The sequence below is a fragment of the Streptomyces sp. S.PNR 29 genome (genome assembly GCF_030386795.1).
Taxonomy (GTDB): Bacteria; Actinomycetota; Actinomycetes; order Streptomycetales; family Streptomycetaceae; genus Streptomyces.
Map to the genome: position 1 here is coordinate 245,761 of NZ_JANUQM010000010.1, position 15,647 is coordinate 261,407.

The following is a 15,647-nucleotide window of genomic DNA, read 5'->3' on the forward strand; positions in this document are numbered from 1 at the left end:
AACCAATCCCCCATCGGAGGCCCACGTGTCCCTCACCTTCCACTGGTTCCTGCCCACCAACGGCGACAGCCGCCACGTCGTCGGCGGCGGCCACGGCACCCCGGTCACCACGACCGGCGGTGACCGGCCGCCGACGGTCGCCTATCTGAGCCAGATCGCCCGTGCCGCCGAGGAGTTGGGCTTCGTGGGCGCGCTCACCCCCACCGGCGCCTGGTGCGAGGACGCGTGGCTGACCACGGCGATGGTCAGCCAGAACACCGAGCGGCTGAAGTTCCTGGTCGCCTTCCGGCCCGGCTTCGTCTCGCCGACGCTCGCCGCGCAGATGGCGTCCACCTTCCAGCGGCAGACCGGCGGACGGCTGCTGCTCAACGTGGTCACCGGCGGCGAGAGCCACGAGCAGAAGGCTTACGGCGACTTCCTCGACAAGGATGCCCGCTACCGCCGGACCGGCGAATTCCTGGAAATCGTCCGGGGGTTGTGGCAGGGAAAGACCGTCGGCCTGGCGGGTGAGCACCTCCGGGTCGAGGAGGCGGAGCTGGCCCGGCTGCCCGACCCGGTGCCGGAGGTGTACTTCGGCGGGTCCTCGCCCATCGCCGGGGAGGTCGCGGCCAAGCACGTCGACGTGTACCTCACCTGGGGCGAGCCGCCGGCCGCGGTCGCCGAGAAGATCGCCTGGATCCGAGGTCTGGCGGCCAAGGAGGGCCGCACCCTGCGCTTCGGGATCCGGCTGCACGTCATCACCCGCGACACCCCCGAGCAGGCCTGGGCGGAGGCGAACCGTCTCCTGGAGGGCTTCGACCCGGAAACCGTGCGGTCGGTCCAGGCCGGGCTCGCCCGCAGCGAGTCCGAGGGGCAGCAGCGGATGCTCGCCCTGCACCGTGGCGGCCGCGACCGTCTGGAGATCCACCCCAACCTGTGGGCCGGCATCGGCCTGGTCCGCGGCGGCGCGGGCACCGCACTGGTCGGCAGCCATGACGAGGTCGCCGAGCGCATCAAGGAGTACCACTCCCTCGGCATCGACGAGTTCGTGCTCTCCGGCTACCCGCACCTGGAGGAGGCGTACTGGTTCGGCGAGGGCGTCCTGCCACGGCTTCAGGCGCGCGGGCTGTGGAGCCATCCGTTCCGCGGCGCGACGGCCGCACGGCCCGTCGCTCAGATCCCCTTCGCGGACGCGGGGGGCCGGCGATGACCCACGTGATCGCCGACGACGCCGAGGCGGACGCCCTCGCCGCCCAGCCGGCCGCCGAGCCGGCCGCCGAGTTCGCCCGCGAGGCCGCCCTCCGTGACGCGGGACGCATCACCCTCGGAGAGGTGGTTCGGCTGATGCCCAGCTGAGTAGTCCTGGGCTTGTCCCTGGCGGGCGGCGGGGCCGGGCGCAGCCGTCCGACGACGATGCCTGATGCGATGCCGACGGTACGGGTGAATGCGGATCGAACACCACCAGCTCCCTCGACCTCGGCGCACAGTCGCGGAAGCTCGGTCAACCTCCGCATGGCTTCTGAGGGCCCTTGTCAGCACGGCCCACGTCGCTGCCCGCGCTCCGGAGCTGTCGTCTCCGTCGCAGCGGTTCGCTCACAGGGCCCGGGCCGCAAAGGCCCTGACGTCCGCGTCCGGGTCCGTCGTCGCCGTGGCCAGGGCCGCTCGGGCGTCCTCGGTGGCACGGTGGCGGGTCAGTGCCGCCACGGCTGCCTTGCGGACGTCGGCGTTGGGGTCGGCGAGTGCCTTGGCGAGGGCGGGGACCGCGAGGCCTGGGTCCGCGAGGGACAGAGCGGTGGCGGCGCCGACCCGCACCTGCCAAGCCGGGTCGGACAAGGCTGCCTGCGCGCGTGCGGCCAGGGGAGCCGGACAGCCATTCATGCCCAGAGCTTCGTAGGCGGCTGCACGCACCAGGACGTCGGGATCGTCGATGAGCCCGGCGAGGGCCGAGTGGACCAGGCCGGGGCCGGGGCCGGTCGGCAGGGTGCCGCCGAGCGGCCTAGCTGTCACGGTGGCCAGGGCCTTGGCGATGGTGACGCGGACCTCGCGGGACGGGTCGGCGGTCGCCGCGCGGGCCAGCTCCGCGGCGGCGTCGACCGACACGAGCGCCCGCACTGCCGCGATGCGGACGGCGGTGTCCGAGTCCGACAGGGAGTTCGCGAACAGCCCGGTGTCACCGAGACGCAGGACCCGCAGGGCGTCCAGCGCGGCGGCGCGGGCGACGGGGTCGGTTTGCGACAGAGCGGCGACAAGGCCGTCGCGCAACGCTGGTTCAGGCGCCAGCGTCTCGACCAGTTCGCGCAGTGAGGCGGCGGCGGCAGCGCGGACGTCGGCGTCGGTGTCGGCGAGCGTGGCGGCCAGTGCCGGTCCGGTGCCCGGCGGAACCGTCTCCGTCAGGACGGTGACGGCCGTTCGGCGGACGGTGGGGTCGGGGTCGGTCAGGTAGGGGGTGAGGGCGGGGAGCGGGGGTTCGTCCTCCGCGAGGGAGAGGAGTTCGAGCAGACGCGGTGAGACCGGCACGTCCGCGTCGGTACCGGGGTGGGAAGTGGTACCGGTGACGGCGGGCTCCTGCCGCATCGCCACCGGCGCTGCTTCCCGGACACCCGCGATCGCCACCTGTTCCGGGTGGACCTCGCCGAGATGACGGGAGGGGCCGCCGACCGGCCTGAACTCGTCGACCGGGACCAGATAGGGGGCAACGGGACGTGCCGTGAACTCCATCGCGCCCGTGGGGGACTTGCGCAGATCGAGGTGGTGGAACCAGGACGCGTCGTCACGCCGCGGGTGGTCGAGACGGTCGTGGTAGAGGCCCCAGCGGGACTCCGTGCGGGCCAGGGAGGCCCGCGCGGCCATCTCCGCGCAGTCCCGGATGAAGCTCACCTCCGCGCAGCGCATCAGCTCGTGCGCGGTGCGCGCCCCCATCGCGGCGATGTCGGCGCGCATCCGCTCGAACGCCTCCAGGGCCAGCGACAGCCGGGCGCCGGACTTCGGCGGAGCCACGTAGTCGTTCACGAAGCGCCGCAGCTTGTACTCGACCTGGGGCTGCGGCGGGCCGTCGGGGTTGCCCAGCGGACGGTAGATCAGCTCGTGCGCCGCCTGCAGCTGGTCAAGGGGCAACTCCCCTTCGTACGGGGTGTACTGGGACGCGTCCGCGCCCGCCAGGTCCCCGAAGACGAACGCGCCGATCATGTAGTTGTGCGGGACACAGGCCAGGTCTCCGGCCGCGTACAGCCGGGGGACGGTCGTACGGGCGTGGTCGTCGACCCGTACGCCCGAGGCCGAGTGGCCGCCGCACAGGCCGATCTCGGAGATGTGCATCTCCACGTCGTGGGTGCGGTAGTCATGGCCGCGGCCGGCGTGGAAGGTTCCGCGGGTCGGGCGCTCGGTGGAGTGCAGGATCGACTCCAGGGCCGAGACCGACTCCTCCGGCAGGTGGCTCAGCTTCAGGTACACCGGGCCCCGGTCACTGGCGACCTCCGCCGCGAACTCGGCCATCATCCGGCCCGACCAGTAGTCGGAGTCGACGAAGCGTTCGCCGTGCCGGTTGACCTGGTAGCCGCCGAAGGGGTTGGCGACATACGCGCAGGCGGGGCCGTTGTAGTCCTTGATCAGCGGGTTGATCTGGAAGCACTCGATGCCGGTCAGCTCAGCGCCCGCGTGGTACGCCATCGCGTAGCCGTCACCCGCGTTCGTCGGGTTCTCGTACGTGCCGTACAGGTAGCCGGACGCCGGCAGGCCGAGGCGACCGCAGGCGCCGGTCGCCAGGATCACAGCGCCCGCCCGGACGGTGACGAAGGCGCCCGTGCGGGTGTTGAAGCCGACCGCGCCCACGGCCCGCCCGTCCATCGTGAGAACGCGCACCGGCATCACCCGGTTCTCGATCCGGATCCGCTCGCGCATCTCGCGCCGCCGCAGCTGCCGGTACAGGACCTTCTTGACGTCCTTGCCCTCCGGCATCGGCAGCACATAGGAACCCGAGCGGTGGACCTGGCGGACCGCGTAGTCGCCGTGCTCGTCCTTCTCGAACTTCACCCCGTACGACTCCAGCCGCCGCACCATCGCGAACCCGCGGGTGGCGGTCTGGCGGACGGTGGACTGGTCCACGATGCCGTCGTTGGCGCGGGTGATCTCGGCGACGTAGTCGTCCGGCTCGGCACGGCCGGGGATGACAGCGTTGTTGACGCCGTCCATGCCCATGGCGAGCGCGCCCGAGTGGCGGACGTGGGCCTTCTCCAGCAGCAGTACGTCCGAGCCGTGCTCGGCGGCCGTCAGGGCAGCCATGGTGCCGGCGGTGCCGCCGCCGATCACGAGGACGTCACAGGTCACTTCCTCGGCGTCGGTGAGAGCCGGGATCCGAAGGGGGGTGTCCACCAGGGTGCCTTTCAAGAACCGAGTGATGTGAGGACTTCGCGCCGCAGGGCGACACGCGCCGGATCGTCGTGGGCGGCGCGCTCGCGCGGGCGCGGTACGTCCCGTACGGCGATGAGGCGGCCGGCGCCGAGCAGGGCCACGCGGTCGCCGAGGAACAGGGCCTCGTCCACGTCGTGGGTGACGAAGACGACGGTGGCGCCCGTGCCGTGCAGCACCTCCACCAGCAGGTCCTGCATGCCGGCGCGGGTCTGGGCGTCGAGGGCGCCGAACGGTTCGTCCATCAGGACGGCACGGGGCGCTCCGGCGAGGGCCCGGGCCAGTTGGGCGCGCTGGCGTTGCCCGCCGGAGACGCGGTGCGGCAGGTGCCGGGACTGTTCGGCCAGCCCCACGCGGCTGAGCCAGGCAGCGGCCTGGGCACGGCGTGCGGAGCGGGACAACCCCTTGATGGCGAGGGGCAGTTCGACGTTCGCGCGCAGGGTGCGCCAGGGCAGGAGGGCATCCTCCTGGAAGATCAGCGCACGGTCGGCGGAGGGCCCCGTCAGTGGTCCCGCATCCTGGGTGACCTCTCCGGCCAGAGGCGACAGCAGCCCGGCCAGCGTGCGCAGCAGCGTCGACTTGCCGCAGCCGGAGGGGCCGACGACGGTGAGGATCTCACCGGAAGCCACATGGAGGTTCACCTCGTCGAGCACGGGCGCGCCGGGCCGTCCGAGGACGGCATCGCGCAGGGCCAGCCCCGCACCGGTGCCAGCGGGGGAACGCACGTCAGACGAGCTGGTCATGGGGCACGTTCTCCTTGGTCCTGGGGCCGGCCGGTAGGAGGGCTGTGGCGCCGCGCACCAGGCGTGGGGCCCGTCCGCCGGGGACGTACGACGTACGCGGCAGCCAGTGGGTCAGTCGGCGGCCCAGCAGCTCGACGGCCGTGGAGGTGAGCCAGCCGAGCACGCCGATCGTGACCATGCCGACGAACACCCCGGGGTAGTCGACGACCGTGTAGTCCTGCCAGGTGCGATAGCCGACCCCGTACTGGCCGGAGATCATCTCGGCCGAGATCACACAGATCCACGCCACGCCGATGCCGACCGACAGGCCGCCGAAGATGCCGGGCAGCGCGCCCGGCAGGACGACCGAACCGAGGATCCGCCACCGGCCGCCGCCCATGGTGCGCACCGCCTCCTCCCACACGGGGGTCAGTGCGCGCACCGCGTGCCGGGTGGAGACCAGGACCGGGAAGTAGGCGGCGGTGAAGGTGATGAAGACGATGCCCTGTTCATTGGAGGGGAACAGGAGGATCGCCACGGGGACCAGGGCGATGGCCGGGACGGGGCGGACGACTTCCAGCAGCGGGCCGAGCAGGTCCTCGGCGAGCCGGGAGCGTGCCACGAGCACGCCCGTGGCCACACCCAGCACTGAGGCCAGCAGGAAACCGGTGAGGATACGGGTGAGGCTGTCGGCCAGATCCGTCCAGTAGTCGGGTCCGGACAGCCGGTCGGCGAAGGCGCGGGCCACGTCGGTGACCGTGGGGAACTGCGAGAAGCGCAGCCAGACGTCGATGTCCAGGCTGGTCAGCAACTGCCAGAGGCCGAGGGCGGCGGCCAGGGACAGCCCGCGCAGCGCGTACCGGGTCACGACGCCCGCTCCAGCGCCTCGGCATAGGTGACGACGCTCGCGCCGCCATGACCGTCGACGTAGGCCCGTGCGGTCGCCGGTGCGACGAAGGGCAGCAGCTTCTCGCCGTCGGCCACCCACACCGCCTTGTCCGCGAACCACAGGGTGCCGGTGGTGGCGTCGGGGACGTAGGCGGCGCGGATGGCGTCGCGGTGGGCGGACACGTAACGCAGCAGTCCGGCGGGCGATTTGAAGGTCCGCGTCCGCGCGGAGCCCTTCGGCCACACCTCGCTCGCGGCGGCCGGGGGCGTGGCGGCGAGCCGCTCGGCGTACGTCGTCCCCAGGGCCTTCTTCACGTACCGGTCGTCGACGAAGGAGTCCACGTCCACGTCACCGGTCAGCTTCGCGGACTTCAGGATCGACACGTCGTGCTTCAGGGCGGAGACGAGCCGGGGCTTGAGGGCCGGGTCGAAGGTGGCGATGCCGTGCGCGCCGTTGTAGAGGTAGACGACCTCGGCGGGCAGGCCGGTGGCCCCTGCGACCTTCTCGGCGGCGGTGACGGGATGGTCGTTCAGGTAGTCGGTGGCCTGTGCCTGGGCCCTGAGGAACGCCTCCAGGACGGTCGGCCGGTCCTTCGCGAAGTCCTCGCGGGCGGTGACGCCGTGGAAGGTGGGCAGGTTCAGCTGCGCGCCGTCGTACAAGGCCTTCGCCTTGCCCTGGTGGGCGAGCAGTCCGGGCCAGGCCACGAACTGCGACAACGCGTCCGCGCTGCCCGCCGCCAGGGCCGAAGCGCCCACCGCGGGCTGCTGGTTGAGCTTCTCGATGCCCTTGCCGGGGTCGATGCCGGCGCGTTGCAGGGCCCGTACGAGCGTGCCGTCGGCGGCGGAGCCGACGCTCGTGGAGACCTTCTTCCCCTTCAGATCCTTCACGGAGGTGAGCCCCGAGCCGGGCGCCGTGACGATGGTGTTCAGGCCGCCGCGGAGGTTGTAGCCGGTGACCGAGACCAGACGGGTGGGCCGGCCCAGCTGCTTGCCTCGGGCCGCGTTGATGAGCAGCGGGAAGTCGCCCATCGAACCGATGTCGATCTTTCCGGCGGTCATCTGGGCGGTGATGGGGGCACCGGTGGCGTAGTCCTGCCAGACGACCTTGTAGGTGACGCCGTCGCCGAGCGAGTTCAGCTGCTTCTCGAAGTAGCCGAGGGAGCGGAGCAGCGTGCCGGCCGTGACCGTGTTGATGGTCTTGGACTGGTAGCCGACGGTGACGGTGACCGTGGAGCCGCCACCGGCCTCGGCGTCACCGCCGCAGGCGGTGAGCGGGAGCAGAAGGGCGAGTGCGGATACTGCGACTGCCGTGCGTTTCATGGTGGCGGGGCCTTTCACCGGAGCAGGTAGGGCATGTTGACCGTGACGGCTCCGGTGGGGCAGCGGGCCGCGCACGGGCCGCAGTACCAGCACTCGTCGACGTGCATGTACGCCTTCCCGCTGCTGACGTCGATGGCCAAGGAGTCCAGCGGGCACATGTCCACGCAGAGCGTGCAGCCGTCGATGCACTTCGACTCGTCGATGGTCACGGGCACATCGGCCCGCTGGGGCGCCAAGGGCATGGCTGTCTCCAGGAAGGTCGGACTCGGTAAGGGGGAGGTGTGTCAGAGGGAGCGGTGCAGCAGGCCGCTCATCGTGATGCGGTCGCCGCGGAAGCGGATGAACTCCAGGTCGACGGGGCGCCCGTCGGCGAGGTGCGTGAGGCGTTCCAGCATCAGCACGGCCGCACCGCGCGGGGCCTGGAGCACGGCGGCGGAATGGGCGTCCGCGGTGACCGCCTCCAGGGTGATCCCGGCGTGGCCGAGCCGCTGGCCGGTGACGGCTTCCAGGAGGCGGAAGACGTCCGTGTTCTCCAGGTCGCAGCCGAGCAGAGCGGTGCCGATGTCCAGCGGGATGTAGGTGAGGTCCAGGGACAGGGGGAGGCCGTTCAGCCGGCGCAGGCGTTCGATATAGAGGACGTCGGTGCCGGATGGGACGCGGAGGCGATCGGCGACGGGGAGAGGCGCCGGGGCGGGGCCCATGGTGCGGACCTCGTTGGTGACCCGGCCGTGCTCGTGGAGGGTCTCCGCGAGGCCCATCAGGCGGTCCAGGCCGTGGGGGTACTTACGGGCCACGACCACGGTGCCGACGCCGGGCTGGCGTTCCACCAGGCCCTCGGCGCGCAGCAGGTCCAGGGCCTCGCGAACGGTGTTGCGGGAGGCGCGGTAGTCGGTGGCGAGGACGGACTCATGGGGGAGAGTGCCGGAGGAGAAGCCGCCGACGAGGATCTGACGGCGGAGAAGGTCGGCGAGCTGACGCGCCCGGTCCGCGCGCAGCCGGCGTCGCGCACGGTGGGCGGCGACAGTCGTCGCGCCCTGGCCGGCGTGGTCTCGGATGCGGTCGGTCGGAGGCATGGCCGGAACCATACCCATCCGGTAGGGATAGTGGTGTTGCGGAACTGTTGCGCCACCTGACACATCGCCGGGTACACCGCTGACCTGGACTTTCGGCGGACAGAAGGGGAGATCTGCCAGGGCCCCCGGCGCCGGGAGCGGCATGCCGGGCAGCAGCAAGTGCCTACGCCCGTCCTGTCCGCCGCACCCTGGGGAGGCGGAGCCAGTGTTCGCGCAGCGCCGGCCGTCGGCGTCCGATGTGGCTGAACGCGCGACCGGTTCGAGGAGGGGAACGCCGGCCGATCCGGTCCTTCGGAAAGCCGCGGATCCGCCGCGCGCTCGGCCGGACCACGGGCGTGGCGCTGATCGGCTTCGGGGTCGGGGTCGTCACCGCCTCCCGCTGACCGGTACCGGAGTCATGGGGGCATGACCTCCGTTGTCATAGCCGCTCCTTATGGCCTCATTCGCCATGATCCTCTACCCGGGACCGCTCAGGTCGCCTTACGGTGCGGGCGGAGCCATGCGCGCGGTGTTCCGTGGATATCCGCGTCCCTTCTCTTTCCATTTTCCTTTGTTTTCGGGTTTTTGTTTTTCAGGAGCGATTCTCGTGTCCCAGGATGCCAACCGTGTTCACAGGGCCGCACAGGTGGCGGAGTCCGGGGCCGCCGCACGGGTCGTCCCGGTACGGGAGCGGCCGCCTGGGGCCGGCGAGGTGCGTATCGACGTGGCGGCGAGCGGCATCTGCGGCGCCGACATCGGTACGGTCCGCGACTCCGCTCCGGCGGCGGGCTTCCCGATCACCCCGGGCCACGAGGTCGCCGGTGCCATCGCGGAGCTGGGCCCCCAGGTGCGGGGCTGGGACGTGGGGGAGCGGGTCGCCGTCGGCTGGTTCGGCGGCAGCTGCGGGCACTGCTCCGCCTGCCGTACCGGGGATGTCGTCCACTGTCCGGAGCGGAAGATCCCGGGAATGGCGTACCCCGGTGGCTGGTCGAGCACCCTCACGGTTCCCGCCTCCGCACTCGCCCGGATCCCCGAGGGCCTGTCTTTGGCGGAGGCCGCGCCCTTCGGCTGCGCCGGTGTCACCACCTTCAACGCCCTGCGGCACTCCGGCGCCGGGCCGGGTGACCTGGTCGCCGTCCTCGGGATCGGCGGTCTGGGGCATCTGGCGGTGCAGTTCGCCGCGGCGATGGGGTACGAGACGGTGGCGGTCGGCCGGGGCGAGCAGAAGCGGCAGCTCGCCCAGGAGCTGGGCGCGCGGCACTACATCGACACCGAACGGCAGGAACCCGGGGCGGCGCTGCGGGAGTTGGGCGGGGCGCGGCTGATCCTGTCCACGGCCTCCAGCGGCAAGCCGCTCGCGGAGCTGGTGGACGGGCTCGCCCCGCACGGGCGGCTCACCATCGTCGGCTTCGACGGATCTCCCCTGAACCTTCCCCTGGCCAAGCTCGTCATGGGCGCTCGCAGTGTCACCGGTCATCTGACCGGCAGCCCCGCCGACACCGAACAGGCCATGCGCTTCGCGGTCGCCACAGGTGTCCGCCCCCGGGTGCAGACCGTGTCGCTGGAGGAAGCGCGGCAGGCACTCGACGTACAGCAGGACGGCGAGGCCCGGTTCCGGATGGTCCTCGTTCCCGGCGCCTGATGGGGGCCGTGGAGCAGAGAGTCGAGCAGAGAAAGGGAGCCGTACATGCTCCACCATGACGGTCACGACGTCGTCGTGGTCGGTGCGGGGATCGCCGGACTGGCCGTGGCCACCGCTCTTGTTGGCGCCGGGCGCGACACCGTGTGTCTGGAGTCCCGTGAACGCATCGGCGGGCGGCTGCTCAGCACGGCCGCCCCGCCCGGAGCCCTCGACCTGGGGGCCACCTGGTTCTGGGACGAGGAGAGACGCGTCGCGGATCTCGCCGCGCGGCTCGGCGTCGGCACCTTCGAGCAGCATCTCGCGGGGGACACGCTCGTTCAGGACGCCACCGGCGTACGACGGCTGCCCGGCAACCTGATCGACGCCCCCGCCCGCCGCTTCGTACCGGGGGCGGACGCCCTCGCTCACGCTCTCGCGACCGAACTGCCCACGGACGTCGTACGACCGGACAGTCCTGTCACCGCGATCCACCGCCGCGCCACCGGCGGGCTCGAAGTCCGTACGCCGAGTTCGGTGCTGCACGCCGAGCAGGTCGTCGTGGCCGTACCTCCCGCGCTCGCCCTCGCGCGCATCGACTTCGGCACGGAGCTGTCGCCGGAACTGGTCCGCCTCGCCCGGGCGACCCCGGTGTGGATGGGAGCGGTCGCCAAGGTCGTCGCCCGCTACCCCGACGCCTTCTGGCGTGACGAAGGGCTCGCCGGGGCGGCGTTCAGCAGAACCGGCCCGCTGCAGGAACTGCACGACATGTCGGGTCCCGACGGGCGGCCCGCCGCGCTGTTCGGTTTCGCTCCCGCCCGGGCCGTCGGCCCCGGCTTCGCGCAGGCGGTGACCGCCCAGCTGACACAGCTCTTCGGCCCTGCCGCCGCCGAGCCCGAGACGCGGCAGGTGCAGGACTGGAGCAGCGAGCGGTGGACCGCTCCGCCCGCCGTGCACCACCTGGCCGACTACTCCCTGTTCGGCCACCCTGTCTACCAGCGGCCCGCGCTGGGCGGCAGGCTGCACTGGGCGTCGACCGAGACGGCCGCCCAGTACGCCGGACACATCGAGGGTGCTCTCGCCGCCGCCGCCGAGCGAGCGGTGACGGCGTCCCTGACCACAGACGAGGTGAACTCATGCTCCCCATAGACGCGTTGCTGCGCGAGTACGACCGAGCCCGCGCCTACACCGACGAACTGTGGAGGGACCTTACCCCGGACGAGGTGACCTGGCGCCCGCACGAGAACTCCAGTGCGATCGGCTGGCACCTGGGGCACCAGGCCCATGTCGCGCACTTCATGATCCGCAACCTCACCGCGGCCGAGCCCAGCCCGGACCCGGAGCTGGACGCACTGATGGATTCGGCGAACCCCGAACGTTTCCGCGGGGCCCTGCCCACGATCCGACGCCTCACCGACTTCCGCACCACCGTCGCCGAACGCGTGCACGCCCGCATCGGCGACATCGCCGTCGGCCGGGTCGGCGCCCCCACACAACTCACCATCGTCGCCACTCACTTGCTCACCACGCTCATCAACCACGAGTACCAGCACGATCAGTGGATCAGCGAAGTCCGCGCGGGCGACCTCGGCCACGCGCTCCCGCCCGATCCCGACAGCGAGCACGTACGCCGTGTCGACGGCTACCTCGTCGTCGACGTCCTGTAGCCGTGGAGGGAGACTCGCCTGTGACAAGCACCGCCCCGGACACCACCGCCGGTATGTCCCCTCGGCCCGAGGCGCAGCGCCGCACCCTGACCGTTCTGGTCACCTCCCAGGTCCTGAGCGGCGCCGGGCTCGCGGCCGGCATCACCGTCGGGGCGCTGCTCGCGCAGGACATGCTCGGCTCGACCGATCTCGCGGGCCTGCCCAGCGCCCTGTTCACCGCCGGATCCGCACTGGCCGCCGTCGCGGTGGGCCGTATCTCCCAGGCCCGCGGCCGCCGCCCGGGCCTCGCCGCCGGATACCTGACCGGCGCCGTCGGCAGCGCGGGCGTCATCGCCGCCGCCGTCGCCGGCACCCCCGCGCTGCTGTTCATCGCCCTGTTCGTGTACGGCGCCGGCACCGCCACCAACCTCCAGGCCCGCTACGCCGGAGCCGACCTCGCCGCGCCCGCCCACCGCGCCCGCGCCGTCTCCACCGTCCTGGTCGCCACCACCCTCGGCGGCGTCCTCGGCCCCAACCTCGCCGCACCCACCGGCGACCTCGCCGCCGGCCTCGGCATCCCCACCCTGGCCGGGCCGTTCCTGCTCTCCGGCACCGCGTACGCGCTGGCCGCCCTCGTGCTCGCCGTATGGCTGCGCCCCGACCCCCTGCTGCTCGCCCGCAGCCTCGACCTCGAGCACAGGGAAGCCGCTCCGGCGGAGGCAGCGCCCCCTCGTGGGCCTGGGCTGATACCGGGCGCGCTGACGATGATCCTCACCCAGCTCGTCATGGTCGCGATCATGACGATGACCCCCGTGCACATGCACGACCACGGCCACGGCACCGCCGCCTCCGGTCTCGTCATCGCCCTCCACGTCGGAGCCATGTACCTGCCCTCGCCGCTGACCGGCTGGCTCGTGGACCGGTACGGCCGTACCGGCGTCGCCGCCGCCTCCGGCCTCACCCTCCTGGCCGCCGGAATCACCGCCGCCGCGGCGCCCGCGGACTCCGTCGCCTGGCTCGCCTTCGCGCTCGCTCTGCTGGGCCTGGGCTGGAACTTCGGCCTCGTCTCCGGCACCGCGATGATCACCGACGCCGTGCCGCCGGCCACCCGCGCCAGGACCCAGGGCATGGTCGACGTCTCCATCGCCATCGCCGGGGCCACCGGCGGCCTCTCCTCCGGCCTCGTCGTCTCCGCTGCCGGCTACCCCGTCCTGGCTCTCACCGGCGGCATCCTCGCCCTGGCCGTCCTGCCCGCCGTCGCCGCCACCGCGAGCAGCCGGTGAGCCGCCCCGCCCGCCCGCCCGCCCGGCGGTGATCACGGCCAGGTCCATGCCGGTCGCCGCCGCTCACACGGGCAGGACGCGGGCGCGGGGCGTGCCTCTCAGGATGTCCGGGCCGGGAATACCGCCCGCACCTCCCATCCCACGCCGTCCCCGGCCCGGCGTCCAGTCCGCCGCCCAGCGCGGTCACCCGTTCCTTCAGGCCGACGAGGCCGAAGCCGCCGCCGTGGGCGGCCGCCGGAAGCTGCGTGCCGCCGCGGCCGTCGTCCGCCACCGACACCTCCAGACGGCCGGTGAGGTCCCGCAGGCGGACCTCGATCTGGCGGTGATCACCGTGACGCCGCCGACGCCCGGCACGCCGCCGCGCAGGCCCGTGCGACGCTGCACCGGGCGGGTGTCACGGCGACTGTCGCCGTCACGAGCGAGGACGACTACGACAGCCTGCTCGGCGGTGTCACCGGCGTGATCGCCCCCGCGGCTGCGCCCCGCACGCCGCCGTCCTGGACGGGATGCTGCCCGACCTGGACGGCGTGCACGTACTGCGACGACTGCGGTACGAGAACGCGCACCTGCCCGTGCTCATCCGGCCGGGTCCGGTGGTGGGTCGGCGAGGCGGTAGCCCATGCCGCGTACGGTCTCGATGCGGTCGTGGCCCAGCTTGTTCCTCAGGTAACGGACGTAGACGTCCACGATGTTCGACCCCGGGTGGAAGTCGTACCGCCAGACATGGGACAGCAGCTGTTCGCGGGAGAGCACCTGGCCGGGGTTGCGCAGGAAGCACTCCGCCAGGACGAACTCCCTGGCCGTGAGGTCCACGACGCGTCCGTCGACGTACATCCGCCGGGTGTGCAGGTCGAGGGAGAGGTCGCCGTGCCGCAGCACGGTCAGCTCCGAGGTCCGGCTGTCGCGCAGCCGCAGCCGGATGCGGGCCAGCAGCTCCGCGAACCGGAACGGCTTGACCATGTAGTCGTCGGCACCGCCTTCCAGACCGGCGACCGTGTCGTCGGCCGAGTCGCGGGCCGTGAGGATGACGACGGGCAGGTCCGCGTGCTCCTGGCGCAGCCGGCGCAGCACGGTGAAGCCGTCCATCACGGGCAGCCCGAGATCGAGCACGAGCAGGTCGAACTCCCCGCTCGTGGCGTGGTCGAGCGCGGTGGCTCCGTCGCCGACCACGGTGGTGGAGAATCCCGTGGCCCGCAGCCCTTTCTCGATGAAGGCGGCGATGCCCGCCTCGTCCTCGGCGATGAGGATCCGGCTCATCGCGTCGGCTCCCAGGACGGCACGCGGGCCGGCCGGTCGGCGTGGACCCTGGGGATGACGAGGGTGAACGTGGCGCCGTGCCAGGGGCGGGAATCGAGCAGAACGCGTCCGCCGTGGGCCTCGGTGATGGCCCGGACGATGGCGAGGCCGAGCCCGGATCCTCCGCGGCGGCCCGAAGCACCGCGCCGGCGCCGGTCGAAGATGCGGTCCGCGTCGTCGGGCGCCACTCCCGGGCCCGTGTCGCGGACCCACAGCCGGACGGTCCCGCCCTCCTCGTCGACGGCGGAGCCCAGGGCGACCGTGTCGTTCTCGCCGGTCAGCGCGACCGCGTTGTGCGCGAGCTCCAGCAGGGCTTGGGTGAGTCGCTGGGAATCGCCGTACAACTCGGCCTCCGCCCGCGCGTCCACCCGCCAGCGGCGGTCGCCGAGCGCGCGCGCCTTCTCGAAGACCTCGTCGATCAGACTGCCGACGTCGACCGCCGCGAGGCGCAGGAAGTCCGGTCGCTCCGCCCGCGCCAGCACCAGCAGGTCGTCGACCATACGGGCCATGCGGTTCAGCTCGTCGATCACCAGCGCCCTGACCTCCTCCACCTCGGCCGGATCGCAGCTGTCGAGGAGTTCCAGGTGGCCGCGCACGACGGTGATCGGAGTGCGCAGCTCGTGCCCGACGTCGTCCAGGAACTCCCGCTGGCCGGTGAACGCGTGCTCCAGACGGCCGAGCATGACGTTGAAGGTCCGCCCCAGCTCGGCCAGGTCGTCGTGCCCGCTGACGCTGATCCGCTGGGTGAGGTCCGTGTCGGTGATCCTCAGGGCGGTGCGCCGCAGGAGCCGGATGGGTGCCAGCAGCCGTCCGGTCACGAACCAGCCGGCGATCGCCACCAGCAGCAGGACCCCGAGCGCCGTGAGGACGTAGGTGCGCATGACGTCGGTGAACTCGGCCTCCTCGCGTTCGGTCCAGTGCACGACCACCCAGGCCCCGCTGTGCCCTCGGCGGGCCACCGGACGCACGGCGAGCTGCACCCGTCCCGCCGCCGTGCCGACGGCGGCGAGCGCCGGTTCCCCGCTGTCGATCACCGCTTGCACGGCCCGCAGGAAGGCCTCGTCCGTGCTGAGCCGTTCGGGCCTGGACCCGGGCGAGGAGTAGCGCACCGCGCCGTCGATCACGGCGAGCAGCGCCTCGTGCTCGTCGGGGACGTTGCGCTGCGTGGCGGTGGACAGGAGACGGTCGAGGGACGTGAACGGCTTGCCGGTCCGCGGATCGACGGCCAGGGCGCTGAACTTCTCGAACTCCGCCGCCTCCCGGTCCACGTGCAGCCGTACCCGGTGGTCGATCCGCGACTTCTGCACCAGGTACACCGCGACTCCCGCGAGCGTCATCCCCAGCGCGGTGAGCAGCAGGATGGAAGCGAGCACACGCACCCGGACCGACCGCACCGCAGCGAGGGCGCGCACCCGGTTGCGCTCAGTCGTCTTCATCGA

14 protein-coding genes and 2 pseudogenes are annotated in these 15,647 nt (G+C 72.3%); 7 read left to right on the forward strand and 9 right to left on the reverse strand.

The genetic code is table 11. The annotated features are described in order from the left end of the window. The first annotated feature begins 25 nt into the window (after positions 1 to 25). Positions 26 to 1,189 carry an LLM class flavin-dependent oxidoreductase gene (locus NW895_RS26620; RefSeq protein WP_289938611.1) on the forward strand — a complete coding sequence of 388 codons (1,164 nt, stop codon included), beginning with the start codon at positions 26 to 28 and terminating at the stop codon, positions 1,187 to 1,189. Next, positions 1,186 to 1,335: a hypothetical protein gene (locus tag NW895_RS26625; protein ID WP_289938613.1), complete on the forward strand. Its 150-nt coding sequence runs from the start codon at positions 1,186 to 1,188 to the stop codon at positions 1,333 to 1,335. Before NW895_RS26620 ends, NW895_RS26625 begins: the two co-directional genes overlap by 4 nt. Before the next feature lie 237 nt (positions 1,336 to 1,572). Here the strand turns inward: NW895_RS26625 and NW895_RS26630 are convergent, their stop codons facing one another. From NW895_RS26630 to NW895_RS26655, 6 genes are read right to left on the reverse strand one after another with little or no spacing between them, the layout of a single operon-like run. Beyond that, positions 1,573 to 4,329, reverse strand: coding sequence for a fumarate reductase/succinate dehydrogenase flavoprotein subunit (locus tag NW895_RS26630; RefSeq protein ID WP_289938745.1), 2,757 nt, complete (start codon positions 4,327 to 4,329; stop codon positions 1,573 to 1,575). A 29-nt stretch (positions 4,330 to 4,358) separates the two neighbouring features. Continuing rightward, positions 4,359 to 5,126 carry an ABC transporter ATP-binding protein gene (locus NW895_RS26635; RefSeq protein ID WP_289938614.1) on the reverse strand — a complete coding sequence of 256 codons (768 nt, stop codon included), beginning with the start codon at positions 5,124 to 5,126 and terminating at the stop codon, positions 4,359 to 4,361. After that, positions 5,110 to 5,973: an ABC transporter permease gene (locus NW895_RS26640; RefSeq protein WP_289938616.1), complete on the reverse strand. Its 864-nt coding sequence runs from the start codon at positions 5,971 to 5,973 to the stop codon at positions 5,110 to 5,112. The genes NW895_RS26635 and NW895_RS26640 overlap by 17 nt, the downstream gene beginning before the upstream one ends. Further along, the gene (locus tag NW895_RS26645; protein ID WP_289938617.1) at positions 5,970 to 7,313 is read right to left on the reverse strand and encodes an ABC transporter substrate-binding protein; all 1,344 of its coding nucleotides are present in this window, start codon (positions 7,311 to 7,313) and stop codon (positions 5,970 to 5,972) included. The genes NW895_RS26640 and NW895_RS26645 overlap by 4 nt, the downstream gene beginning before the upstream one ends. A 14-nt stretch (positions 7,314 to 7,327) precedes the next feature. Next, entirely contained in the window at positions 7,328 to 7,555 is a 228-nt protein-coding gene (locus NW895_RS26650) for a ferredoxin family protein (protein ID WP_055491243.1), read from the reverse strand. Positions 7,556 to 7,597: 42 nt separating this feature from the next. Next, a complete protein-coding gene (locus NW895_RS26655; RefSeq protein WP_289938618.1) occupies positions 7,598 to 8,386 on the reverse strand; it encodes a GntR family transcriptional regulator in 789 nt (262 codons plus the stop codon). Positions 8,387 to 8,972: 586 nt separating this feature from the next. On the opposite strand from NW895_RS26655, the gene NW895_RS26660 reads away from it, so the two are divergent. Genes NW895_RS26660 through NW895_RS26675 form a run of 4 tightly spaced genes read left to right on the forward strand, consistent with a single transcriptional unit; the run spans position 8,973 to position 12,912 of the window. Beyond that, on the forward strand, positions 8,973 to 10,007 hold the full coding sequence (locus tag NW895_RS26660; RefSeq protein ID WP_289938619.1) for an alcohol dehydrogenase catalytic domain-containing protein: 1,035 nt from the start codon (positions 8,973 to 8,975) through the stop codon (positions 10,005 to 10,007). A gap of 45 nt (positions 10,008 to 10,052) precedes the next feature. Next, positions 10,053 to 11,132 carry an FAD-dependent oxidoreductase gene (locus NW895_RS26665; RefSeq protein ID WP_289938620.1) on the forward strand — a complete coding sequence of 360 codons (1,080 nt, stop codon included), beginning with the start codon at positions 10,053 to 10,055 and terminating at the stop codon, positions 11,130 to 11,132. Then, positions 11,120 to 11,650, forward strand: a complete 531-nt coding sequence (locus tag NW895_RS26670) for a DinB family protein (RefSeq protein WP_289938622.1) — start codon at positions 11,120 to 11,122, stop codon at positions 11,648 to 11,650. Before NW895_RS26665 ends, NW895_RS26670 begins: the two co-directional genes overlap by 13 nt. A gap of 20 nt (positions 11,651 to 11,670) precedes the next feature. Continuing rightward, positions 11,671 to 12,912 carry an MFS transporter gene (locus NW895_RS26675; protein ID WP_289938623.1) on the forward strand — a complete coding sequence of 414 codons (1,242 nt, stop codon included), beginning with the start codon at positions 11,671 to 11,673 and terminating at the stop codon, positions 12,910 to 12,912. Positions 12,913 to 13,010: 98 nt separating this feature from the next. Here the strand turns inward: NW895_RS26675 and NW895_RS26680 are convergent. Beyond that, positions 13,011 to 13,252 (reverse strand): annotated as a pseudogene (locus NW895_RS26680) (sensor histidine kinase); the annotation flags it as partial. Between the two features lie 142 nt (positions 13,253 to 13,394). Between NW895_RS26680 and NW895_RS26685 the strand changes: the two are divergent. After that, positions 13,395 to 13,490, forward strand: a pseudogene (locus NW895_RS26685) (DNA-binding response regulator); the annotation flags it as partial. On the opposite strand, the gene NW895_RS26690 reads toward NW895_RS26685, so the two are convergent. Both NW895_RS26690 and NW895_RS26695 read right to left on the reverse strand, forming a co-directional pair. Next, entirely contained in the window at positions 13,489 to 14,169 is a 681-nt protein-coding gene (locus NW895_RS26690; protein WP_289938624.1) for a response regulator transcription factor, read from the reverse strand. The pseudogene NW895_RS26685 and the gene NW895_RS26690 sit on opposite strands and share 2 nt — an antisense overlap. Next, entirely contained in the window at positions 14,166 to 15,644 is a 1,479-nt protein-coding gene (locus NW895_RS26695) for an ATP-binding protein (RefSeq protein ID WP_289938626.1), read from the reverse strand. Before NW895_RS26695 ends, NW895_RS26690 begins: the two co-directional genes overlap by 4 nt. Positions 15,645 to 15,647 lie beyond the last annotated feature (3 nt).